This is a genomic window from Nocardioides sp. CPCC 206347 (genome assembly GCF_048654605.1).
In the GTDB taxonomy this organism is placed as follows: domain Bacteria; phylum Actinomycetota; class Actinomycetes; order Propionibacteriales; family Nocardioidaceae; genus Nocardioides.
On sequence record NZ_JBMCYZ010000002.1, the window covers coordinates 1,021,540 to 1,037,268 of the forward strand.

Below are 15,729 nucleotides of genomic sequence, written 5' to 3' on the forward strand. Positions count from 1 at the left end.
GACGGTGCCTGTTTGCTGAGGCCATGAGCCACAGCGACGACATCGAAGACCACGACCTCGGGCTGTCCCACGACCTGCCGCGCATCATGGCGCGTCGTGGGCTGCTCGGTCTCCTCGGAGGGGTGGGTGCGGCAGCCGCGCTCACGGCCTGCGGCAGCGACGGCAGTACGCCGGACTCCGCATCGAGCACGACCTCGGCCACCACCAACGGCGGACCCGGCGGGGCTCCGCCGGCTGGAGGAGGCGGCGACACGGGCGTGACCGTGGCCGACGGAGAGATCCCCGAGGAGACCGCCGGGCCGTACCCGGGCGACGGCAGCAACGGCCCGAACGTGCTGACCGAGTCGGGCGTGGTGCGCAGCGACATCACCACCAGCTTCGGCTCGGCCTCCGGCGTGGCTGCGGGCGTGCCGACGACCGTGAACCTCAAGGTCTACGACCTCAACGGTGACTCGATCACGGCGCTCGCGGGTGCGGCGGTCTATCTCTGGCACTGCGACCGCGACGGCCGCTACTCGCTCTACGACGACGAGGTCTCCGGCGAGAACTACCTGCGCGGGGTCCAGGAGGCCGACGCCGATGGCAACCTGACGTTCACCACGATCTTCCCGGCCTGCTACCAGGGTCGTTGGCCGCACATGCACTTCGAGGTCTACGAGAGCCTCGCCGCGGCCACCAGCGCGACCAACAAGCTGCGCACCTCCCAGCTGGCGTTGCCCGAGGACGTCTGCAACGACGTCTACGCCAACGCCGACGGCTACGACAGCAGCCAGTCGACGTTCGCCGGCGTCTCCCTGGACTCCGACAACGTCTTCAGCGACGGGCACTCCCTGCAGCTGGCCACCGTCACCGGCTCGATCGACGACGGCTACACCGTCACCCTCAACGTGCCTGTCTGATCACCCCACGAAGTTCTTGCTCCCCCGCTTCGCTCCTCCGCAACAACTTCGCGGGGACCCCGATCCCTCGTGGCGGCCCTTAGGATCATCTGATGCCGTCCGCGCTCCCCGAGGGGGACCTTGCCCCCACCGACGGAGCGCTCCCCGCTGAGGCGCTCGCGGAGTTCGGCACCCGCCCGTTCGGCGTCTACGTCCACGTCCCGTTCTGCCGGGTGCGCTGCGGGTACTGCGACTTCAACACCTACACGGCCGAGGAACTGGGCGGCGGCGTCTCCCGGTCGTCGTACGCCGACCAGGCGGTCGCCGAGGTACGGCTGGCCCGCACAGTCCTCGGCGGAGCCGATGCACCGGTGGAAACGGTGTTCCTCGGCGGCGGTACACCGACGCTGCTGGCGCCCGAGGACCTCGGCCGGATGCTGGCCGTGATCGACGACGAGTTCGGCCTGGCGCCCGGTGCCGAGGTGACGACCGAGGCCAATCCCGACTCCGTCGATGCCGACTCGCTGGCGCGACTGCGCGAGGCCGGCTTCACCCGGGTCTCCTTCGGGATGCAGTCCGCCGTGCCGCACGTCCTCGCGGTCCTCGATCGCACGCATGACCCCGAGCGGGTGCCGCGCGTCGTCGAGGCTGCTCGCGCTGCGGGGTTCGACCAGATCAGCCTCGACCTCATCTACGGCACGCCGGGGGAGTCCGCGGCCGACTGGTCGACGACCCTGGACGCGGCGCTGGCCTGCGCGCCCGACCACGTGTCGGCGTACTCCCTGATCGTCGAGGACGGTACGGCACTGGCCCGCCGGGTACGCCGCGGCGAGCTCCCGATGCCCGACGACGACGACCTCGCGGACAAGTACGTCCAGGCCGACGAGCGCCTCGACGCTGCCGGGCTCGGCTGGTACGAGGTGTCCAACTGGGCGCGCGACGACGCTGCTCGTTGTCGCCACAACCTCGCCTACTGGCGGGGCACGGACTGGTGGGGGATCGGACCCGGTGCGCACTCCCACGTCGGCGGTGTGCGCTGGTGGAACGTGAAGCACCCCACGGCCTACGCTGCGCGGCTCGGGGAGGGCCTGAGCCCGGCGCACGCGCGGGAGGTCCTCGACGAGGAGACCCGTGAGGTCGAGCGGGTCCTGCTGGAGGTCCGCCTGCGCGAAGGACTTTCGACGGATGTCCTGGGCGAGCGGGACGGCGTCACCGGGGTGCTGGAAGCGCTCGTAGCGGACGGTCTGGTGGAGGATCGGCCCGACCGCGTGGTCCTGACGCGGCGGGGCAGATTACTCGCCGACGGCGTGGTGCGTTCCCTTCTGGGATAGGCATCTTTCGCTAGGGTTTCGCTAAAGTTCTGCTCGGGCGCCGACGGTCGGCACCCGCTCGAAGGGAAAAGGGGTTCCGGTGGGAAACGTGATCGGCTACGTGCCCGGCGCCTTCGACCTCTTCCACATCGGCCATCTCAACGCCCTCCGTCAGGCCCGCAAGTGGTGTGACGTCCTCGTCGCCGGCGTGGTTGCTGACGAGATCTGCCTCCAGACCAAGGGTGTCGAGCCGACGGTCCCGCTGCGCGAGCGGCTCGAGATCGTCGAGGCGATCGGCATCGTCGACGCCGTCTACGCCGAGGAGACGGTGAGCAAGACCGACTCGTGGCGCGACGTCGGCTTCCACCAGATCTTCAAGGGCGACGACTGGAAGGGCACTGCCAAGGGCGACCGTCTCGAAGCGGAGATGGCCCTGCTCGGCGTCAAGGTGACCTACTTCCCGTACACGCTGCAGACGTCGTCGACCGCGCTGCGCAAGGCGATCGCGCACCGCGGGGTCTCATGACCGCGGTCGTTTCGGACGACGGTCTCCTTCTTCCTGCCGACACCCGGCCGCTCCTGGTCGAGATCGATGGCCACTACGTGTGGTCGCTCACGCCGGTGCGTGACGGCGAACCCCGTGACGGTGGCGTCCTGGTCCCGTGGCCGGGCGTCCTGCGTCCGTACCTCAACGGCCGCGGCCGGATCCGGGTCACCGACACCTCCGGTGACGATGTCCTGTACGACGACGAGGTGGGCCTGGGCGACGGCGACGGACCGCTCGCCGTGGTCGACAAGGCGGGCAACCGCCTGTCGGTCGACAAGGTCGGCCACCTGGCGCGATCCTTCGCCGACACCGGCGAGGCGATCCGCGAAGAGATCATGGCCGGCACCAGCCGGGCGATCGAGGACCTACGGACCTACGCCAAGGTCGATGCCTACCTGAACTACGGCGCCCTGCTCGGAGCGGTCCGCGAAGGCCGGATGCTCGCCCACGACTCCGACACCGACCTCTGCTACCTCTCCCCGCACTCCTCGCCGGCCGACATCATCGCCGAGTCCTACCGGATCGGTCGCGCGATGCGCGCGCGTGGCTGGAACCTGCTGCGCATGTCCGGCGGCGACATCAAGCTGTTGCTGAAGCTCTCCGACGGCCGGACCTGCCACATCGACGTGTTCGTCGCCTTCCACGTCGGCGACACGTTCTTCCAGCTCGGCAACCGCAGCGGGACCCTGCCGCGGGACAAGATCGTTCCGTTCTCGACCATCGAGCTCCACGGCTACGAGTTCCCCGCGCCCCGCGACACCGACGCGATGCTGTCTTTCCTCTACGGGCCGCAGTGGCGCACCCCCGATCCGTCCTTCCGCTACGCCGACCCGGCCGCCGGCGTACGACGACTCGATGGCTGGCTGCGTGGCTTCCGGGCGGAGATGGGCCGCTGGACGGAGTTCTTCGCCAGCCCCGACGTCCGGCGGGTGCCGAACACGGCGTCGTCCTTCGCGCACTGGGCGGAGAGGCGCTTCGGGGACCTGCCCGTGGTCGAGCTCGGCCCCGGCACCGGCCGCGATGCGCTGTGGTTCTCGCGACGCGGGCACCAGGTCATCGCTCTCGACTTCTCGCGGGGTGCACTCGGCTTCATCCGGCGCCGCAACCGTCGGCGCGAGCTCACCGTCAAGGTCGACCAGCTGATCCTCGGTGAGCTTCGCTCGACCCTGATGCACGGCACCCGGCTGGCCCGTGAGCCCCACCACCTCTACGCCCGGCACCTGGTCGGTTGCCTGGACCAGCCGGCGCTCGACCAGCTGTGGTTGCTGGCACGGATGGCGCTGCGGCCCGGGGGCGGGCGGTTGTTCCTCGAGTTCCCCGCTGCGGTCAAGGGCGTCACCGCGCCGGCCGGCACTCCCGGCGAACCGCACGAGCTCGTGCGTCGGGTGGACCCGGCGACGATCCAGGACGCCATCGAGCGGGCCGGAGGTGTCGTCGAGCACCTGGCCGTCGAACCGGGCGAAGACATGTACGACGCGCCCGACCCGGCCGTGTGCCGGATCCGCGCCCACTGGCCGCAACCGAAGGAGAACCCATGAGCGAGCGCAAGAACCGCCTGCGCGCCCAGGCGAAGGACAAGCTCCCGGAGCCCGTTGCGAAGCGACTCCGTGACCCCAGCGGCCTGCGTGCCCGGGTGGCCGCGCTCGAGGTCGAGGTGCAGGAGAACCGTCAGCTCAACCGGCGGATCGCCGAGCTCACCGACGTCGTGGCGGAGCTGCTGATCCCGCTCGAGGCCCGCGACCAGGCCCGCGTCGACGAGGTGCTGAAGCAGTTCCGCGCCGGTCTCTGACCCGTCAGGAAGCGACGAAGTCGATCAGTTCCTCGACCCGCCCCAGCAGGGCGGGTTCGAGGTCGGCGTACGAGTCGACCTTCGACAAGATGTGCTTCCAGGCGCGGGCGATGTCGGCCTGGTCGCGGTGTGGCCAGCCGAGGTGCTGGCACACGCCCTTCTTCCACTCGATGGAGCGAGGGATGGTCGGCCATTCCTTCAGGCCGATCCGGTCGGGCTTGACGGCCTGCCAGACGTCGACGAACGGGTGGCCGACGATCCGGACGTGCTTGCCGTTCGGACCACGCGCGATCGCGTCGGCGATCCGGGACTCCTTGGAGCCGCGGACCAGGTGGTCCACCAGGACGCCGACCTTGCGCTGCGGTCCGGGCTTGAACGACACCAGGTGGTCGGCGAGGTCGTCGACGCCGCCGAGGTACTCGACCACTACGCCTTCGATGCGCAGGTCGTCGCCCCAGACCCGTTCGACGAGTTCCGCGTCGTGGCGTCCCTCGACGAAGATCCGGCTGGCGCGCGCGACGCGGGCCTGCGCGTCGTGGACGGCGATCGAGCCACTGGCGGTCCGGGTGGGCTTCGCCGGGCCGGAGGCACCGGCTCGCAGGGGTGCGGTGAGGATCACGGGCTTGCCCTCGAGCAGGAACCCGGGGCCGAGCGGGAAGGTACGACGCTTGCCGCGGCGGTCCTCGAGGGTGAGCGTGTCCAGGTCGCGGTCGACGGCCACGATCTCGCCGCACCAGTCGGTGGTCACCTCCTCGACGACCAGCCCGATGTCGCCCGCTGTCTCCACGGCGCGGCCCCGCTTGGGGACCTTCCAGTCTCCGGCCATCACGTCGGTCCCGTAGCGATCCACGACAGGCGAGCCTAGGCCGGTCACGCCATGGGCAGGTGGCGGCGCGCCCGGGGGAGTTGCGCATACCCCCGCGGTACGGCGTGCCGCAGCGCCTCGGCGGGGAAGGGCCACTCCGCGGCGGCGACGGCCTCGGCCTCGGGCACGCCGCGTCCGGCGAGGTCGCGGATCGTCTCGGCGACGGCACGCAGGTCGTCGCACTGCTCCTCGACGAAGCGGCGATCGACGATCGCTCCGTGACCGGGCACGACGATCGAGGCGGGCGTCAGCAGCCCGACGACGAGGTCGAGCGTGCCGGGCCAGTCCATCGGCCAGCAGTCCTCGCCGAGTCCGGGCGGCGCCGACTCCTCGACCAGGTCCCCGGCCAGGAGGACGTCGACGTCAGGGACCCGGACGACCAGGTCGCCACCCGTGTGGCCGCGCCCGGGGTGCACGAGCTCGACCTGGCGGTCACCGAGGTCGATCACGGAGGCGCTGGAGAAGGTCGTGTCGGCGGGCCGGATGGTGGTCGCGAGCACCTCCTCGGCACGCGGCTCGTCGTCGGCTGCGCGGTACAGGCCCTTGATCCGCTCGCCCGCCGGGACGGTTCGCTCGGCAGCCTCCTCCGTCGCGTGGATCGGCAGGTCGCCGTACTCCTGCAGGAATGTGGCGTTGCCGAAGGTGTGGTCGAAGTGCTCGTGGGTGTTGACCACGGCGACGAGGTCACCGCGGCCCAGCCTGCGCAGCTCGCCGATGACCTCGGTCGCGGCGAGCGACGAGGCGTGGGTGTCCACGACGACCAGCCCGCGGTCACCGCCGACCACGGTCACGTTGAGGTCGAACCACGGGTGACGCAGGACCCAGACACGGTCGGCAACTTCGGTGAACGGCACCTGGTCAGGCTACGGCCCGGTCAACAGATGCCGGCGTGCAGTTCGGAGCGCAGCAGCTCGCCGAGGTCGGCAGTCGAGGTGGCCGCCCGGGGGAAGCGGAGCTCGGCGTCGTGGGCGCCGTCGACGTCGACCCACTGCAGGACGACCGCGGTGGTCTGGAGCTCGGCGAGCTGGACACCCACGATGTCGCCGAGGCGGGTGTCGGTCCGGGTCGCGATCGCGCGGCGGAGCTCGTCCTGGTGGCACAGGTTGGCGTGCTCGACGGAGCGCTGGAGGAAGCCGCGGTTGAGGTCGTGGGCGCGCGAGCCGAAGGCGGCGAGCGGGACCCGCAGGCGGGCCTTGTCGGGGGCGGACTCGGGGGCGCTGTCCCGGGCGAGGACGGCGAAGTCGAGGTGCAGGCTGACCCGCAGGCGCACCTCGCAGCAGCACTCACACTCCTCGAGGCCACTCGCTTCGAGCCGGCCGGACAGGGTGAGGGTCGCGTCGCGATCGGGGGAGCCCGGGCGACCCAGGCCGCTGCGCAGGGTCAGCAGGGCGCCGCGGCGGTCGTGGGCGGCGCGGGCGAGGTCGGAGTCGGCCGGGCACGCGAAGACCGGGCGCCCGCCGTGGTCCCGCATCTCGAGGTGCTCGTGATCGAGCCCCGCGGTGATGTCGTCGATCCCGTCGACGACGAGGGAGACGTCGTCGGGGCAGGCCAGGATGCTGCGGGCCGCCGCCGCGAGGCGGTGGATGTCGACGCGAGCTGCGTCGATGCCGGTATCGAGGGACACGATGGGCCTTCTCCTTCAGCGCGGGAATTAGGTGAGCCTAACCTACATGCGACGGCGGGTGCGGGGAAGGTCTCGGTCCGGCGGTCCGGGGTTTCGGGCCCTCCAGCGGTAGCATTGGCACTCGCTGGAGCGGAGTGCCAGACGAACTGGCGCAGGACGAGCAGGAGGTGGGGCATGCAGGAGGACCGCAGGCTCGCCGTGCTGCGCGCCATCGTCGAGGACTACGTCGCGACCGAGGAGCCCGTCGGCTCCAAGGCGCTGGTCGAGCGCCACCACCTCAACGTGTCCCCGGCGACGATCCGCAACGACATGGCCGCGCTGGAGGAGGAGGGCTACCTCGCCCAGCCGCACACCAGCGCCGGCCGGGTGCCGACCGACAAGGGCTACCGGCTGTTCGTCGACCGGCTCTCGACGGTCAAGCCCACCAGCTCTGCCGAGCGGCGTGCGATCGCGACCTTCCTGGACGGGGCGGTCGACCTCGACGACGTCGTCCACCGCTCGGTGCGCGTGCTGGCGCAGCTGACACGCCAGGTCGCCGTGGTCCAGTACCCCTCGCTGTCGCACTCGACCGTGCGCCACGTCGAGATCGTCGCGCTGACCCCCACCCGCCTGCTGCTCGTGCTGATCCTCAGCTCGGGCCGCGTCGAGCAGCGCCTGATCGAGCTCGAGAGCGAGCTTGCCGAGGCCGACCTCGCCGCGCTGCGCTCCCGCGTCAACCTTGCCGCCACGGGTGAGGTCATCGCCGAGGCGGCGGCGGCGCTCAACGCGCTGATCCACCCCGAGCCCGGCTCCCCGGCTCCTTCGGCGGTCACCGTCTCGGTCGTCGACACCCTGGTCGACGCGATGAGCGACCACCGGTCCGACGAGCGGGTCGTCGTCGGCGGTACGGCGAACCTCGCCCGCTTCGGCGACAACTTCGACACGTCGGTCCGCCCCCTCCTCGAGGCGCTGGAGGAGCAGGTCGTGCTGCTCAAGCTCCTCGGCGAGGCCACCGGCAGTGGCGCAGTGACGGTCCGGATCGGTGCCGAAGGCCCCTACCAGGAACTGGCGTCGACCAGTGTCGTCGCGACGGGCTACGGCCCCGACGACGCGCTCGCGTCCCTCGGCATCGTGGGCCCGACCCGCATGGACTACCCCGGATCGATGGCGGCGGTGCGCGCAGTCGCGCGCTACATGTCGCGCATCCTCGACGAGAACTGATGGCGCTCCCCGGCGCCTCAGGATGATGGAGAAGAAGTGAGCACGGACCTTTACGAACTGCTGGGTGTTGCCCGCGACGCGGATGCGGACGCCCTGAAGAAGGCCTACCGGCGCCTGGCCCGGCAACTCCACCCGGACGTGAATCCCGACCCGGAGAGCCAGGAGCAGTTCAAGCTGGTCACCGCGGCGTACGAGGTGCTGTCCGACCCGCAGAAGCGCGCGGCGTACGACCGCGGAGGCGACCCGTTCAGCGGCGGCTTCGGCGGCGGCCAGGGTGCCGGCTTCTCCTTCACCGACATCATGGACGCCTTCTTCGGCGGCCAGGGCGGTGGCGGCCAGGGCGGTGGCCGCGGTCCGCGTGCCCGCGTGCGCCGTGGCCAGGACGCCCTCATCCGCATCGAGGTCGAGCTGGCAGAGGCCGCCTTCGGCGTCTCGCGCGAGCTCAAGGTCGACACGGCGATCCGTTGCACGACGTGCAGCGGTGCCGGTGCCGCCCCGGGCACCCAGCCGGTGGCGTGCGAGACCTGTCGTGGTGCCGGCGAGGTCGCGCACGTGCAGCGCTCGTTCCTCGGCGAGATCCGGACCCTGCGCCCCTGCGCTGCGTGTCGCGGCTTCGGATCCGTCATCGCCGACCCCTGCCGCGACTGCGCGGGTGACGGCCGCGTCCGTTCGCGCCGCAGCCTGACCGTCAAGATCCCCGCGGGCGTCGACACCGGCACCCGCGTCCAGCTCACCGAGCAGGGCGAGGTCGGCCCGGGCGGCGGCCCCGCCGGAGACCTGTACGTCGAGATCCACGTCGCGCCGCACGCCACGTTCGAGCGCAACGGCAACGACCTGCACTGCACGGTGTCGGTCCCGATGACCGCGGCCGCGCTGGGCACGACCATCTCGCTCCCGACCCTCGAGGCCGACCTCGACCAGGCCGAGGACTCCGGTGTCGAGACCAGCTTCGACCTGCCGATCCCGGCCGGCACCCAGTCCGGCCACCAGGTGCTGCTGCGCGGTCGCGGCGTCCCCGGTCTGCGCGGCGGTCGGGGCGACCTCGTCGTCTCCATCGCGGTCGAGACCCCGGGTCGCCTCGATGCCCGTCAGGAGGAGCTGCTGCGCGAGCTGGCGGCCATCCGGGGCGAGGAGCAGCCCACGGGCGACGTGCGGCCGACGCACAAGTCGATGTTCGGCCGGCTCCGCGACGCTTTCACCGCGCACTGACCTGACGCGATCGCCCGACGAGACCAGCCGATGACCCTCCCGCAGCACCTCGTCGCATCGCTGGCCGGTGTCGCTGCCGGTGACACCGTGACGGTCGAGGGCGACGAGGCCCACCACGCGGTCGTCGTACGACGGCTGCGGGTGGGGGAGTCGCTGCAGCTCGCCGACGGGGTCGGTCGGGTGGCGACCGGCGACGTCAGCGAGACGTCGAAGCGGGAGTTCTCGGTGCTGGTCCGCGAGATCGCGGACCAGCTGGAGCCGTCGCCCCAGTTCACCGTCGTGCAGGCACTGCCGAAGGGCGATCGCGGCGAGCTCGCCGTCGAGGTGCTGACCGAGATCGGCGTCGGCCGGATCGTGCCGTGGGCGGCGTCCCGCAGCGTCGCGGTCTGGAAGGGCGAACGGGCTGCGAAGTCGCACGCCAAGTGGCAGGCGACGGCCCGCGAGGCGGCGAAGCAGGCGCGCCGTGCGTGGCACCCCGAGGTGGATCCCCTCGCCACGACCGACGACGTGGCCGCGTTGATCGCCGGCGTCGACGTCGCCGTCGTGCTGCATGAGGAAGCGACCGAACCGCTGGCCGCGCTGGCCCTGCCGGGCGACGGCGACATCCTCGTCGTGGTCGGCCCCGAGGGTGGGCTCACCGACGACGAGGTCGCGCGCTTCGTCGCCGCGGGTGCGGTGGCCGTGGGCCTCGGCTCCGAGGTGCTCCGCACGTCGACGGCCGGAGTGGCCGCAGTGTCGGCGTTGCTCGCTCGCACGCCACGTTGGGGCGCCTGAGCCTCACCGGGCGAGCAATGCCTCGGTCCGGGCGATCTCCTCGTCCAGCTCGGCCTGTTCGGCCTTCGTCAGCGACCGCAGGACCTCGCCGACGACGATCCGGTCGTCCTCGATCCGCCACAGGCCCTCGAGCCACCCGTCGACGTACAACGACATCATCTGGGCGCCGTTGACGCCGAACCACGCGTTGCGGCGTTCGGGTGCGGTGACCCGGTCCCGGGAGGCGTGGGAGAGCCACACGTTGTCGTACGTGCCGAGCAGCCGGACCGGGGCGGGTGCGTCCTCCTCGGCGATCGGGGCATCGGCCAGGTCATAGAGCGGGCGGCCGTTCTCGTCCTCGTGCTGCACCAGGTCGTCCATGGCCTTGACGATCGGTCCCAGTCGGGTGATGCCCGACCAGGTGGTGACGTCGGCAGCGGAGGCCGGACCGAAGGCCCGCAGGTAGCGACGGATCAGGTCGGGGACGTCGGGCTCGGCGAGGGGTGCATCGAGCCAGCGGTCGAGGAAGTCGTAGGCCACCGCCGTCGACCCGGTCGGCTTCCAGCAGCCGCGCGGAGGCAGCTGCACCAGCACCTCCGCGACGCGGGCGACCTGGCCGAGCTGGCCGGAGGTGAACGCGGGGAACCGTTCGGCGAGACCGGCGCCCAGGGCGCGCTGGGGGAGCGGGCCGTCGGCCAGCACCTCCCGCACCGCGGCGGCGAAGGCCGCCCGGTCGACGGTGCGTGCCTCGCCGATCGTCTGGCTCTGCTTCATCTCGCGCTCGCGCACGGGTGCCGCCCACACCGGGAGCTGCAGTGCGTCGCCGGGAACGTGCAGGTGCACCGTGTCGCGCAGGCTGAGCACCCGCACCAGGCTGCGATCCTCGATCGCGCCACTGACCGCACGCGGGTCGACGTCGGTCAGCCGCGCCGCCAGGGAGAGGTACGGCGGCAGGGACTCCTGCGCTTGCAGGCCGATCAGGTGCTCGACCATCGCGGCCGGTGCCAGGTCGACCCGCTCGAGCAGGTGCTGGCGGAGCAACAGGGTGCGGTTGAGTCGTTGCCGGCTGAACTTCACGCGCCCATCCTGCCCGTCCTGTCCACGGTCACTCGATCGTGATCCGCTTCGTGTCCTCCGTCGGGCCGGGGCCCTCGCCGCCCGAAGGGTCGTCGGTGCGGGCGATGAAGGTGTACGTGCCGGCGTCCAGGCTGCTGACGTCGACCTTCGTCTTCCAGGGGTAGAGCTTGTCGATCCAGCCCTCCGCCGTGGCGAAGCCCTCGAGGACCGCCGTGCCGGTCGCGTCCTCGATCGTCCAGCCCACCGTGGCCTCGAAGGAGCTGGTGCGGCCGGTGGCGGTGAACGAGTCGGGCACCGTGGTGCCCTCGGCGGGTTCGGTGACGTTCATGAACGCCAGCACGTCGAGCTGTGGTGCTGCCTTGAGGCCGCCCGCCGTGCTGACTCCGAGCAGCGTGTCGGCCGGCCTGCCGTCGTACTCGACGGTGACGGGGAGGCGCTTCCCGATGGTGCCCTGGAGCGTGTAGACGAGTTGCTGGACGGCGAGCTCGGCCAGGTCGGCGTCCAGCGAACCTGCCTCGAGCCAGCTCTCCTCGGCCACCTCGACCACGATCGCGGTGCTGGTCTGCGTGATCGACGCGAAGCGGCCGCTGGGCCACGGCGTGCGGTAGTCGGGGTCGACTGGGTCGCCCTCGGTGACCGCGGCAGCGGCAGCGACGAGCGGTGCGACGCCCGAGGACTGCGTGAACTCGCGGAACAGCCGGTCACCGTCGGGAGTGTCGCCGACGTAGTAGACCGGGATCACCTCCGGATCGGCGGTTCCCGTGGTCCCGCCGGTCGTGGGGCTGCCGGTCGGGCTGCCCGTCGCATCCGTCGTCGCGTCGCTGCTGGCCGTGCCCTGGCTGGTGGGATCGGACGCCGCCGGGTCGGCGTCGTCGTCACCGCAGCCGGCAAGGAGGCCCAGGGTCAGCAGCGCCCCGGTGAGAGCAGCGAGGGTGCGGCGGGGGGAAACGGGGTGGTTCATGAGAACGATCCTTGCGTGAGCGGTGGGTCGGTCAGCGGACGGTGACGGTCCGCGTGTCGGTCGCCGGCCCGTTGGTGGGGCCGCTGGTGGGGCTGGCGCCGCTGACGGTGAGGACGTACCTGCCGGGAGCAAGGTCCGCGATGTCGGCGGTCGTCTCCCACGTGGTGCCCGTCGCCGGTGCGGCACCCGAGAGGGCGAGCGCGCCGTCGGCGGACCTGAGCTCCCAGGGGACGTCGTCGACCTCGGCGCCCCGGGGCGACCGTACGGTGCCGCGCATGGTGAGGACGCCGCTGACCGAGTGGCCCTCGGTAGGGTCGGAGATGTTGACGGGGGTGAGGACGGCGTTGTCGCGCCGCACGTCGTCGCGGACGGTGCGGTCGCCGGTCACGAAGGACACCGGGAGGGTCTCGCCGACCGCTGCCTGCGCGGTGAACACGGCTTGCTGCAGGCCGTTCGTGCCGGTCGTGCCGGGGTCGCCCGCAGCCTCGTCGCTGATGGTCAACCGGATCCCGTCGTCGCCGAGCGCGACGTCGACGAAGGCACCGGCGGGCCACGCCGTCTCGTAGTCGGGGTCGTTCGCGCCGGCGTCGGACTCCAGGAGCCGAACGGCTTCCAGGGCGCGCGCGGCGGTGTCGTCGGTTGCGTCGATCGACTGGAACTCGCGGAAGAGCCGGTCGCCGTCGGGCGTCTCTCCCACGTAGTACGTCGCCACGGCCATGTGTTCGTTGCCGGGTCCGGCGACGTCGTCGCCGTTCGGCAGGCCCAGCTGGCTGAGGGCCGCGCCGCCTCCCACGACGGCCGCGGTCGCCGTACCCGCGGCCAGGACGAGGGCCCAGCGCCGCGGCGTGCGGGTGTTGTGTGCCGTTGCGCGACGGATCTCACCCAGTCGGTCGCCGGGTACGACGTCCGAGACGGCGTCCGCGAACAGGCTCGCGAGGTCCCGGTCGGCCTGGTCGTCGTTCATCGGTCGCCTCCCTTCAGGTCGCGGGACTCCAGCAGTGGTCGTAGCGCGGCGGCGCCACGGGACGCGTGGCTCTTCACGGCTCCCTTGCTGATGCCGAGGGTCTCGGCGATCTCCGCCTCGGACAGGTCGAGGTAGTAGCGCAGCGCGAGCACCTCGCGCTGGCGGCGTGGCAGGTGCTGGAGGGCGTCGAGCACGGCCCGGCGCCGGCTCGCGGCCAGCACGGGTTCGTCCGCCGGGGGAGCGATGTCCTCGGTGTGCTGCCGCGCCAGGTGACGCTGTACGACGCCCCGGTGGCGCAGCGTCGAACGGGACCGGTTCACGACCGTCTGCCGGAGGTACGCCAGCGCCTTGTCGGGGTCCTCGAGCCGCGACCAGCGTCGGTGCAGCTCGATGAACGCGTCCTGCACGACCTCCTCGGCCTGGCCGCGGTCGCGCACCAGCAGCACGGAGAGCCGGACGAGGCGGTCCCAGTGGTCGACGTAAAGGCGTTCGACGGCGGTGTCGGCGTCCGTCCCGGCGTCGACAGCGTCGTTCACGGCGCGCTCCAGGACGATGCCCCCACCGGGGGTCGCGAAGGGCGAAGCGCCGAACACCGCATGGATGGTCACGCTAGTTCCACGCGCGAGGGCGTCAGCCGGTTGACACGAGATCGTGACCACTATCTTGGAGCTGTGACCGCCGATCCCGACTGCCTGTTCTGCAAGATCATCGCCGGTGCGATCCCGGCCGAGATCGTCCACGACGGCGAGCGCACGCTCGCCTTCCGTGACATCAACCCGCAGGCGCCGCTGCACGTGCTGGTGGTGCCACGCGCCCATGCGCACAACGCCGCCGACTCGGCGGAGGCGGACGCCGCGATGTTCGCCGAGATCGCCACCACGGCGCGCACCGTCGCCAAGGCCGAGGGGTACGACGACTACCGCCTCGTGTTCAACACGGGCGCCGGCGTGGGCCAGACCGTGTTCCACACGCACGGGCACGTGCTGGCCGGCCGGTCGATGGGTTGGCCTCCCGGCTGACCGGCACCGGGCGGCACCCGCAAACCGGGTGGGCCCGCCGCGTGTGCTCCCGTAGCATGGAGGGGTCATGACAGATTCCCCTTCCGCAGCTTCCGCAGCCCCCATCCGGCACACCGTCGTCGTGCCGAACAGCATCGACATGGTCACCCTCTTCGGGCCGGGTGACGAGCACCTCGGGCTGATCGAGAAGCGGCTCGGCGTGGAGGTCCACGTCCGTGGCAACCGGATCACCCTCGCCGGCGAGACGAAGGACGTCACCCTCGCCGACCGGGTGATCGGCGAGCTCGTCGCGATCCTCCGCACCGGCCAGGGCATCACGCTCGAGGTCGTCGAGCGGGTCGAGGCGATGCTGCGTGCCGAGACCGCGACGTCGGAGCGGCCCGCCGACGTACTGTCCCTCAACATCCTGAGCAACCGGGGCCGGTCGATCCGCCCCAAGACGCTCAACCAGAAGCGCTACGTCGAGACGATCGACCAGCACACGATCACGTTCGGCATCGGCCCGGCCGGTACGGGCAAGACCTACCTGGCGATGGCCAAGGCCGTGCAGGCGCTGCAGGCCAAGCAGGTCAACCGGATCATCCTGACCCGGCCGGCGGTCGAGGCCGGCGAGCGGCTCGGCTACCTCCCCGGCACGCTGAGCGAGAAGATCGACCCGTACCTGCGGCCGCTCTACGACGCCCTGCACGACATGCTCGACCCCGACTCGATCCCGAAGCTGCTCGCAGCGGGCACCATCGAGGTCGCGCCGCTGGCCTACATGCGCGGCCGTTCGCTCAACGACTCCTTCATCATTCTCGACGAGGCTCAGAACACGACGCCCGAGCAGATGAAGATGTTCCTGACCCGGCTCGGGTTCGGCTCCAAGATCGTCGTCACCGGTGACGTCACCCAGGTCGACCTGCCGTCCGGCACCACGTCCGGGCTGAGGATCATCGAGGGCATCCTCGACGGTGTCGAGGACCTCGCGTTCGTCAAGCTCACCAGTCACGACGTCGTCCGCCACAAGCTCGTGGCCCGGATCGTCGCGGCCTACGAGGAGTTCGACGCACAGGCCAACCACCAGAAGGGTCACTTCACCAAGTGAGCATCGAGATCCTCGACGAGTCCGGCTCCGGTCTCGACGTCAAGCACTTCTCCAGGCTGGCCCGGTTCGTGATGGACCAGATGCGCGTGCACCCGCTCGCCGAGCTCTGCATCAAGGCGGTCGACGAGGCCACCATCGCCGAGCTCAACGAGAAGTGGATGGAGAAGGAGGGGCCGACCGACGTGCTCGCCTTCCCGATGGACGAGCTGCGTCCCGGACTCGTCAACGAGGAGCCCGAGGAGGGCATGCTCGGCGACCTGGTCCTGTGCCCGAGCATCGCCGAGCGCCAGGGCGCGACGGCCGGCCACGGCACGCTCGCCGAGCTCGAGCTGCTCACCACCCACGGCATCCTGCACCTGCTCGGCTACGACCACGCCGAGCCGGAGGAGCACAAGGAGATGTTCGGACTCCAGGACCAGTTGCTCGCGCAGTGGCGCGCCCAGTGA

General features: G+C 71.3%; 18 protein-coding genes. 11 read left to right on the forward strand and 7 right to left on the reverse strand.

Annotation, left to right across the window (positions count from 1 at the left end):
• Positions 1-23 precede the first annotated feature (23 nt).
• The 5 genes from ACOACQ_RS11300 to ACOACQ_RS11320 all read left to right on the forward strand — a co-directional run bounded on the left by ACOACQ_RS11300 (position 24) and on the right by ACOACQ_RS11320 (position 4,524).
• Positions 24-899: a 3,4-dioxygenase subunit beta gene (locus tag ACOACQ_RS11300; RefSeq protein ID WP_420288319.1), complete on the forward strand. Its 876-nt coding sequence runs from the start codon at positions 24-26 to the stop codon at positions 897-899.
• 92 nt (positions 900-991) lie between these two features.
• Positions 992-2,209 carry a radical SAM family heme chaperone HemW gene (gene hemW / locus ACOACQ_RS11305; RefSeq protein WP_378597733.1) on the forward strand — a complete coding sequence of 406 codons (1,218 nt, stop codon included), beginning with the start codon at positions 992-994 and terminating at the stop codon, positions 2,207-2,209.
• A gap of 79 nt (positions 2,210-2,288) precedes the next feature.
• Complete coding sequence (locus ACOACQ_RS11310; RefSeq protein WP_378597732.1) at positions 2,289-2,714, forward strand: adenylyltransferase/cytidyltransferase family protein; 426 nt, start codon at positions 2,289-2,291, stop codon at positions 2,712-2,714.
• Entirely contained in the window at positions 2,711-4,273 is a 1,563-nt protein-coding gene (locus ACOACQ_RS11315) for a methyltransferase domain-containing protein (RefSeq protein ID WP_378597731.1), read from the forward strand. Before ACOACQ_RS11310 ends, ACOACQ_RS11315 begins: the two co-directional genes overlap by 4 nt.
• On the forward strand, positions 4,270-4,524 hold the full coding sequence (locus tag ACOACQ_RS11320) for a DUF6752 domain-containing protein (protein ID WP_378597730.1): 255 nt from the start codon (positions 4,270-4,272) through the stop codon (positions 4,522-4,524). Before ACOACQ_RS11315 ends, ACOACQ_RS11320 begins: the two co-directional genes overlap by 4 nt.
• A 4-nt stretch (positions 4,525-4,528) precedes the next feature.
• On the opposite strand, the gene ACOACQ_RS11325 is transcribed toward ACOACQ_RS11320, so the two are convergent.
• The 3 genes from ACOACQ_RS11325 to ACOACQ_RS11335 are packed head-to-tail and all read right to left on the reverse strand — an operon-like array spanning position 4,529 to position 7,013.
• Positions 4,529-5,350 (reverse strand): DUF3097 domain-containing protein, encoded by an 822-nt coding sequence (locus ACOACQ_RS11325; RefSeq protein ID WP_378597767.1) that lies wholly within the window; start codon positions 5,348-5,350, stop codon positions 4,529-4,531.
• 44 nt (positions 5,351-5,394) lie between these two features.
• Positions 5,395-6,243: an MBL fold metallo-hydrolase gene (locus ACOACQ_RS11330; protein ID WP_378597729.1), complete on the reverse strand. Its 849-nt coding sequence runs from the start codon at positions 6,241-6,243 to the stop codon at positions 5,395-5,397.
• Positions 6,244-6,263: 20 nt separating this feature from the next.
• Entirely contained in the window at positions 6,264-7,013 is a 750-nt protein-coding gene (locus tag ACOACQ_RS11335; protein WP_378597728.1) for a hypothetical protein, read from the reverse strand.
• Positions 7,014-7,187: 174 nt separating this feature from the next.
• Between ACOACQ_RS11335 and hrcA the strand changes: the two genes are divergently transcribed.
• Genes hrcA through ACOACQ_RS11350 form a run of 3 tightly spaced genes read left to right on the forward strand, consistent with a single transcriptional unit; the run spans position 7,188 to position 10,196 of the window.
• On the forward strand, positions 7,188-8,213 hold the full coding sequence (gene hrcA, locus ACOACQ_RS11340; protein WP_378597727.1) for a heat-inducible transcriptional repressor HrcA: 1,026 nt from the start codon (positions 7,188-7,190) through the stop codon (positions 8,211-8,213).
• 36 nt (positions 8,214-8,249) lie between these two features.
• On the forward strand, positions 8,250-9,422 hold the full coding sequence (gene dnaJ / locus ACOACQ_RS11345) for a molecular chaperone DnaJ (RefSeq protein ID WP_378597726.1): 1,173 nt from the start codon (positions 8,250-8,252) through the stop codon (positions 9,420-9,422).
• A gap of 30 nt (positions 9,423-9,452) precedes the next feature.
• The gene (locus ACOACQ_RS11350) at positions 9,453-10,196 is read left to right on the forward strand and encodes a 16S rRNA (uracil(1498)-N(3))-methyltransferase (RefSeq protein WP_378597725.1); all 744 of its coding nucleotides are present in this window, start codon (positions 9,453-9,455) and stop codon (positions 10,194-10,196) included.
• A gap of 3 nt (positions 10,197-10,199) precedes the next feature.
• Here the strand turns inward: ACOACQ_RS11350 and ACOACQ_RS11355 are convergent, their stop codons facing one another.
• Genes ACOACQ_RS11355 through ACOACQ_RS11370 form a run of 4 tightly spaced genes read right to left on the reverse strand, consistent with a single transcriptional unit; the run spans position 10,200 to position 13,785 of the window.
• Positions 10,200-11,252, reverse strand: a complete 1,053-nt coding sequence (locus tag ACOACQ_RS11355) for a winged helix DNA-binding domain-containing protein (RefSeq protein WP_378597724.1) — start codon at positions 11,250-11,252, stop codon at positions 10,200-10,202.
• 28 nt (positions 11,253-11,280) lie between these two features.
• On the reverse strand, positions 11,281-12,213 hold the full coding sequence (locus tag ACOACQ_RS11360; RefSeq protein ID WP_378597723.1) for a Gmad2 immunoglobulin-like domain-containing protein: 933 nt from the start codon (positions 12,211-12,213) through the stop codon (positions 11,281-11,283).
• A 31-nt stretch (positions 12,214-12,244) separates the two neighbouring features.
• Entirely contained in the window at positions 12,245-13,177 is a 933-nt protein-coding gene (locus ACOACQ_RS11365; protein ID WP_378597722.1) for a hypothetical protein, read from the reverse strand.
• Positions 13,174-13,785, reverse strand: coding sequence for a SigE family RNA polymerase sigma factor (locus tag ACOACQ_RS11370; protein WP_378597721.1), 612 nt, complete (start codon positions 13,783-13,785; stop codon positions 13,174-13,176). The genes ACOACQ_RS11365 and ACOACQ_RS11370 overlap by 4 nt, the downstream gene beginning before the upstream one ends.
• 63 nt (positions 13,786-13,848) lie before the next feature.
• On the opposite strand from ACOACQ_RS11370, the gene ACOACQ_RS11375 reads away from it, so the two are divergent.
• The 3 genes from ACOACQ_RS11375 (at position 13,849) to ybeY (ending at position 15,729) form a co-directional block, all read left to right on the forward strand.
• The gene (locus ACOACQ_RS11375; protein WP_378597720.1) at positions 13,849-14,196 is read left to right on the forward strand and encodes an HIT domain-containing protein; all 348 of its coding nucleotides are present in this window, start codon (positions 13,849-13,851) and stop codon (positions 14,194-14,196) included.
• A gap of 67 nt (positions 14,197-14,263) precedes the next feature.
• Positions 14,264-15,283: a PhoH family protein gene (locus ACOACQ_RS11380; protein WP_378597719.1), complete on the forward strand. Its 1,020-nt coding sequence runs from the start codon at positions 14,264-14,266 to the stop codon at positions 15,281-15,283.
• On the forward strand, positions 15,280-15,729 hold the full coding sequence (gene ybeY / locus ACOACQ_RS11385; protein ID WP_378597718.1) for an rRNA maturation RNase YbeY: 450 nt from the start codon (positions 15,280-15,282) through the stop codon (positions 15,727-15,729). The genes ACOACQ_RS11380 and ybeY overlap by 4 nt, the downstream gene beginning before the upstream one ends.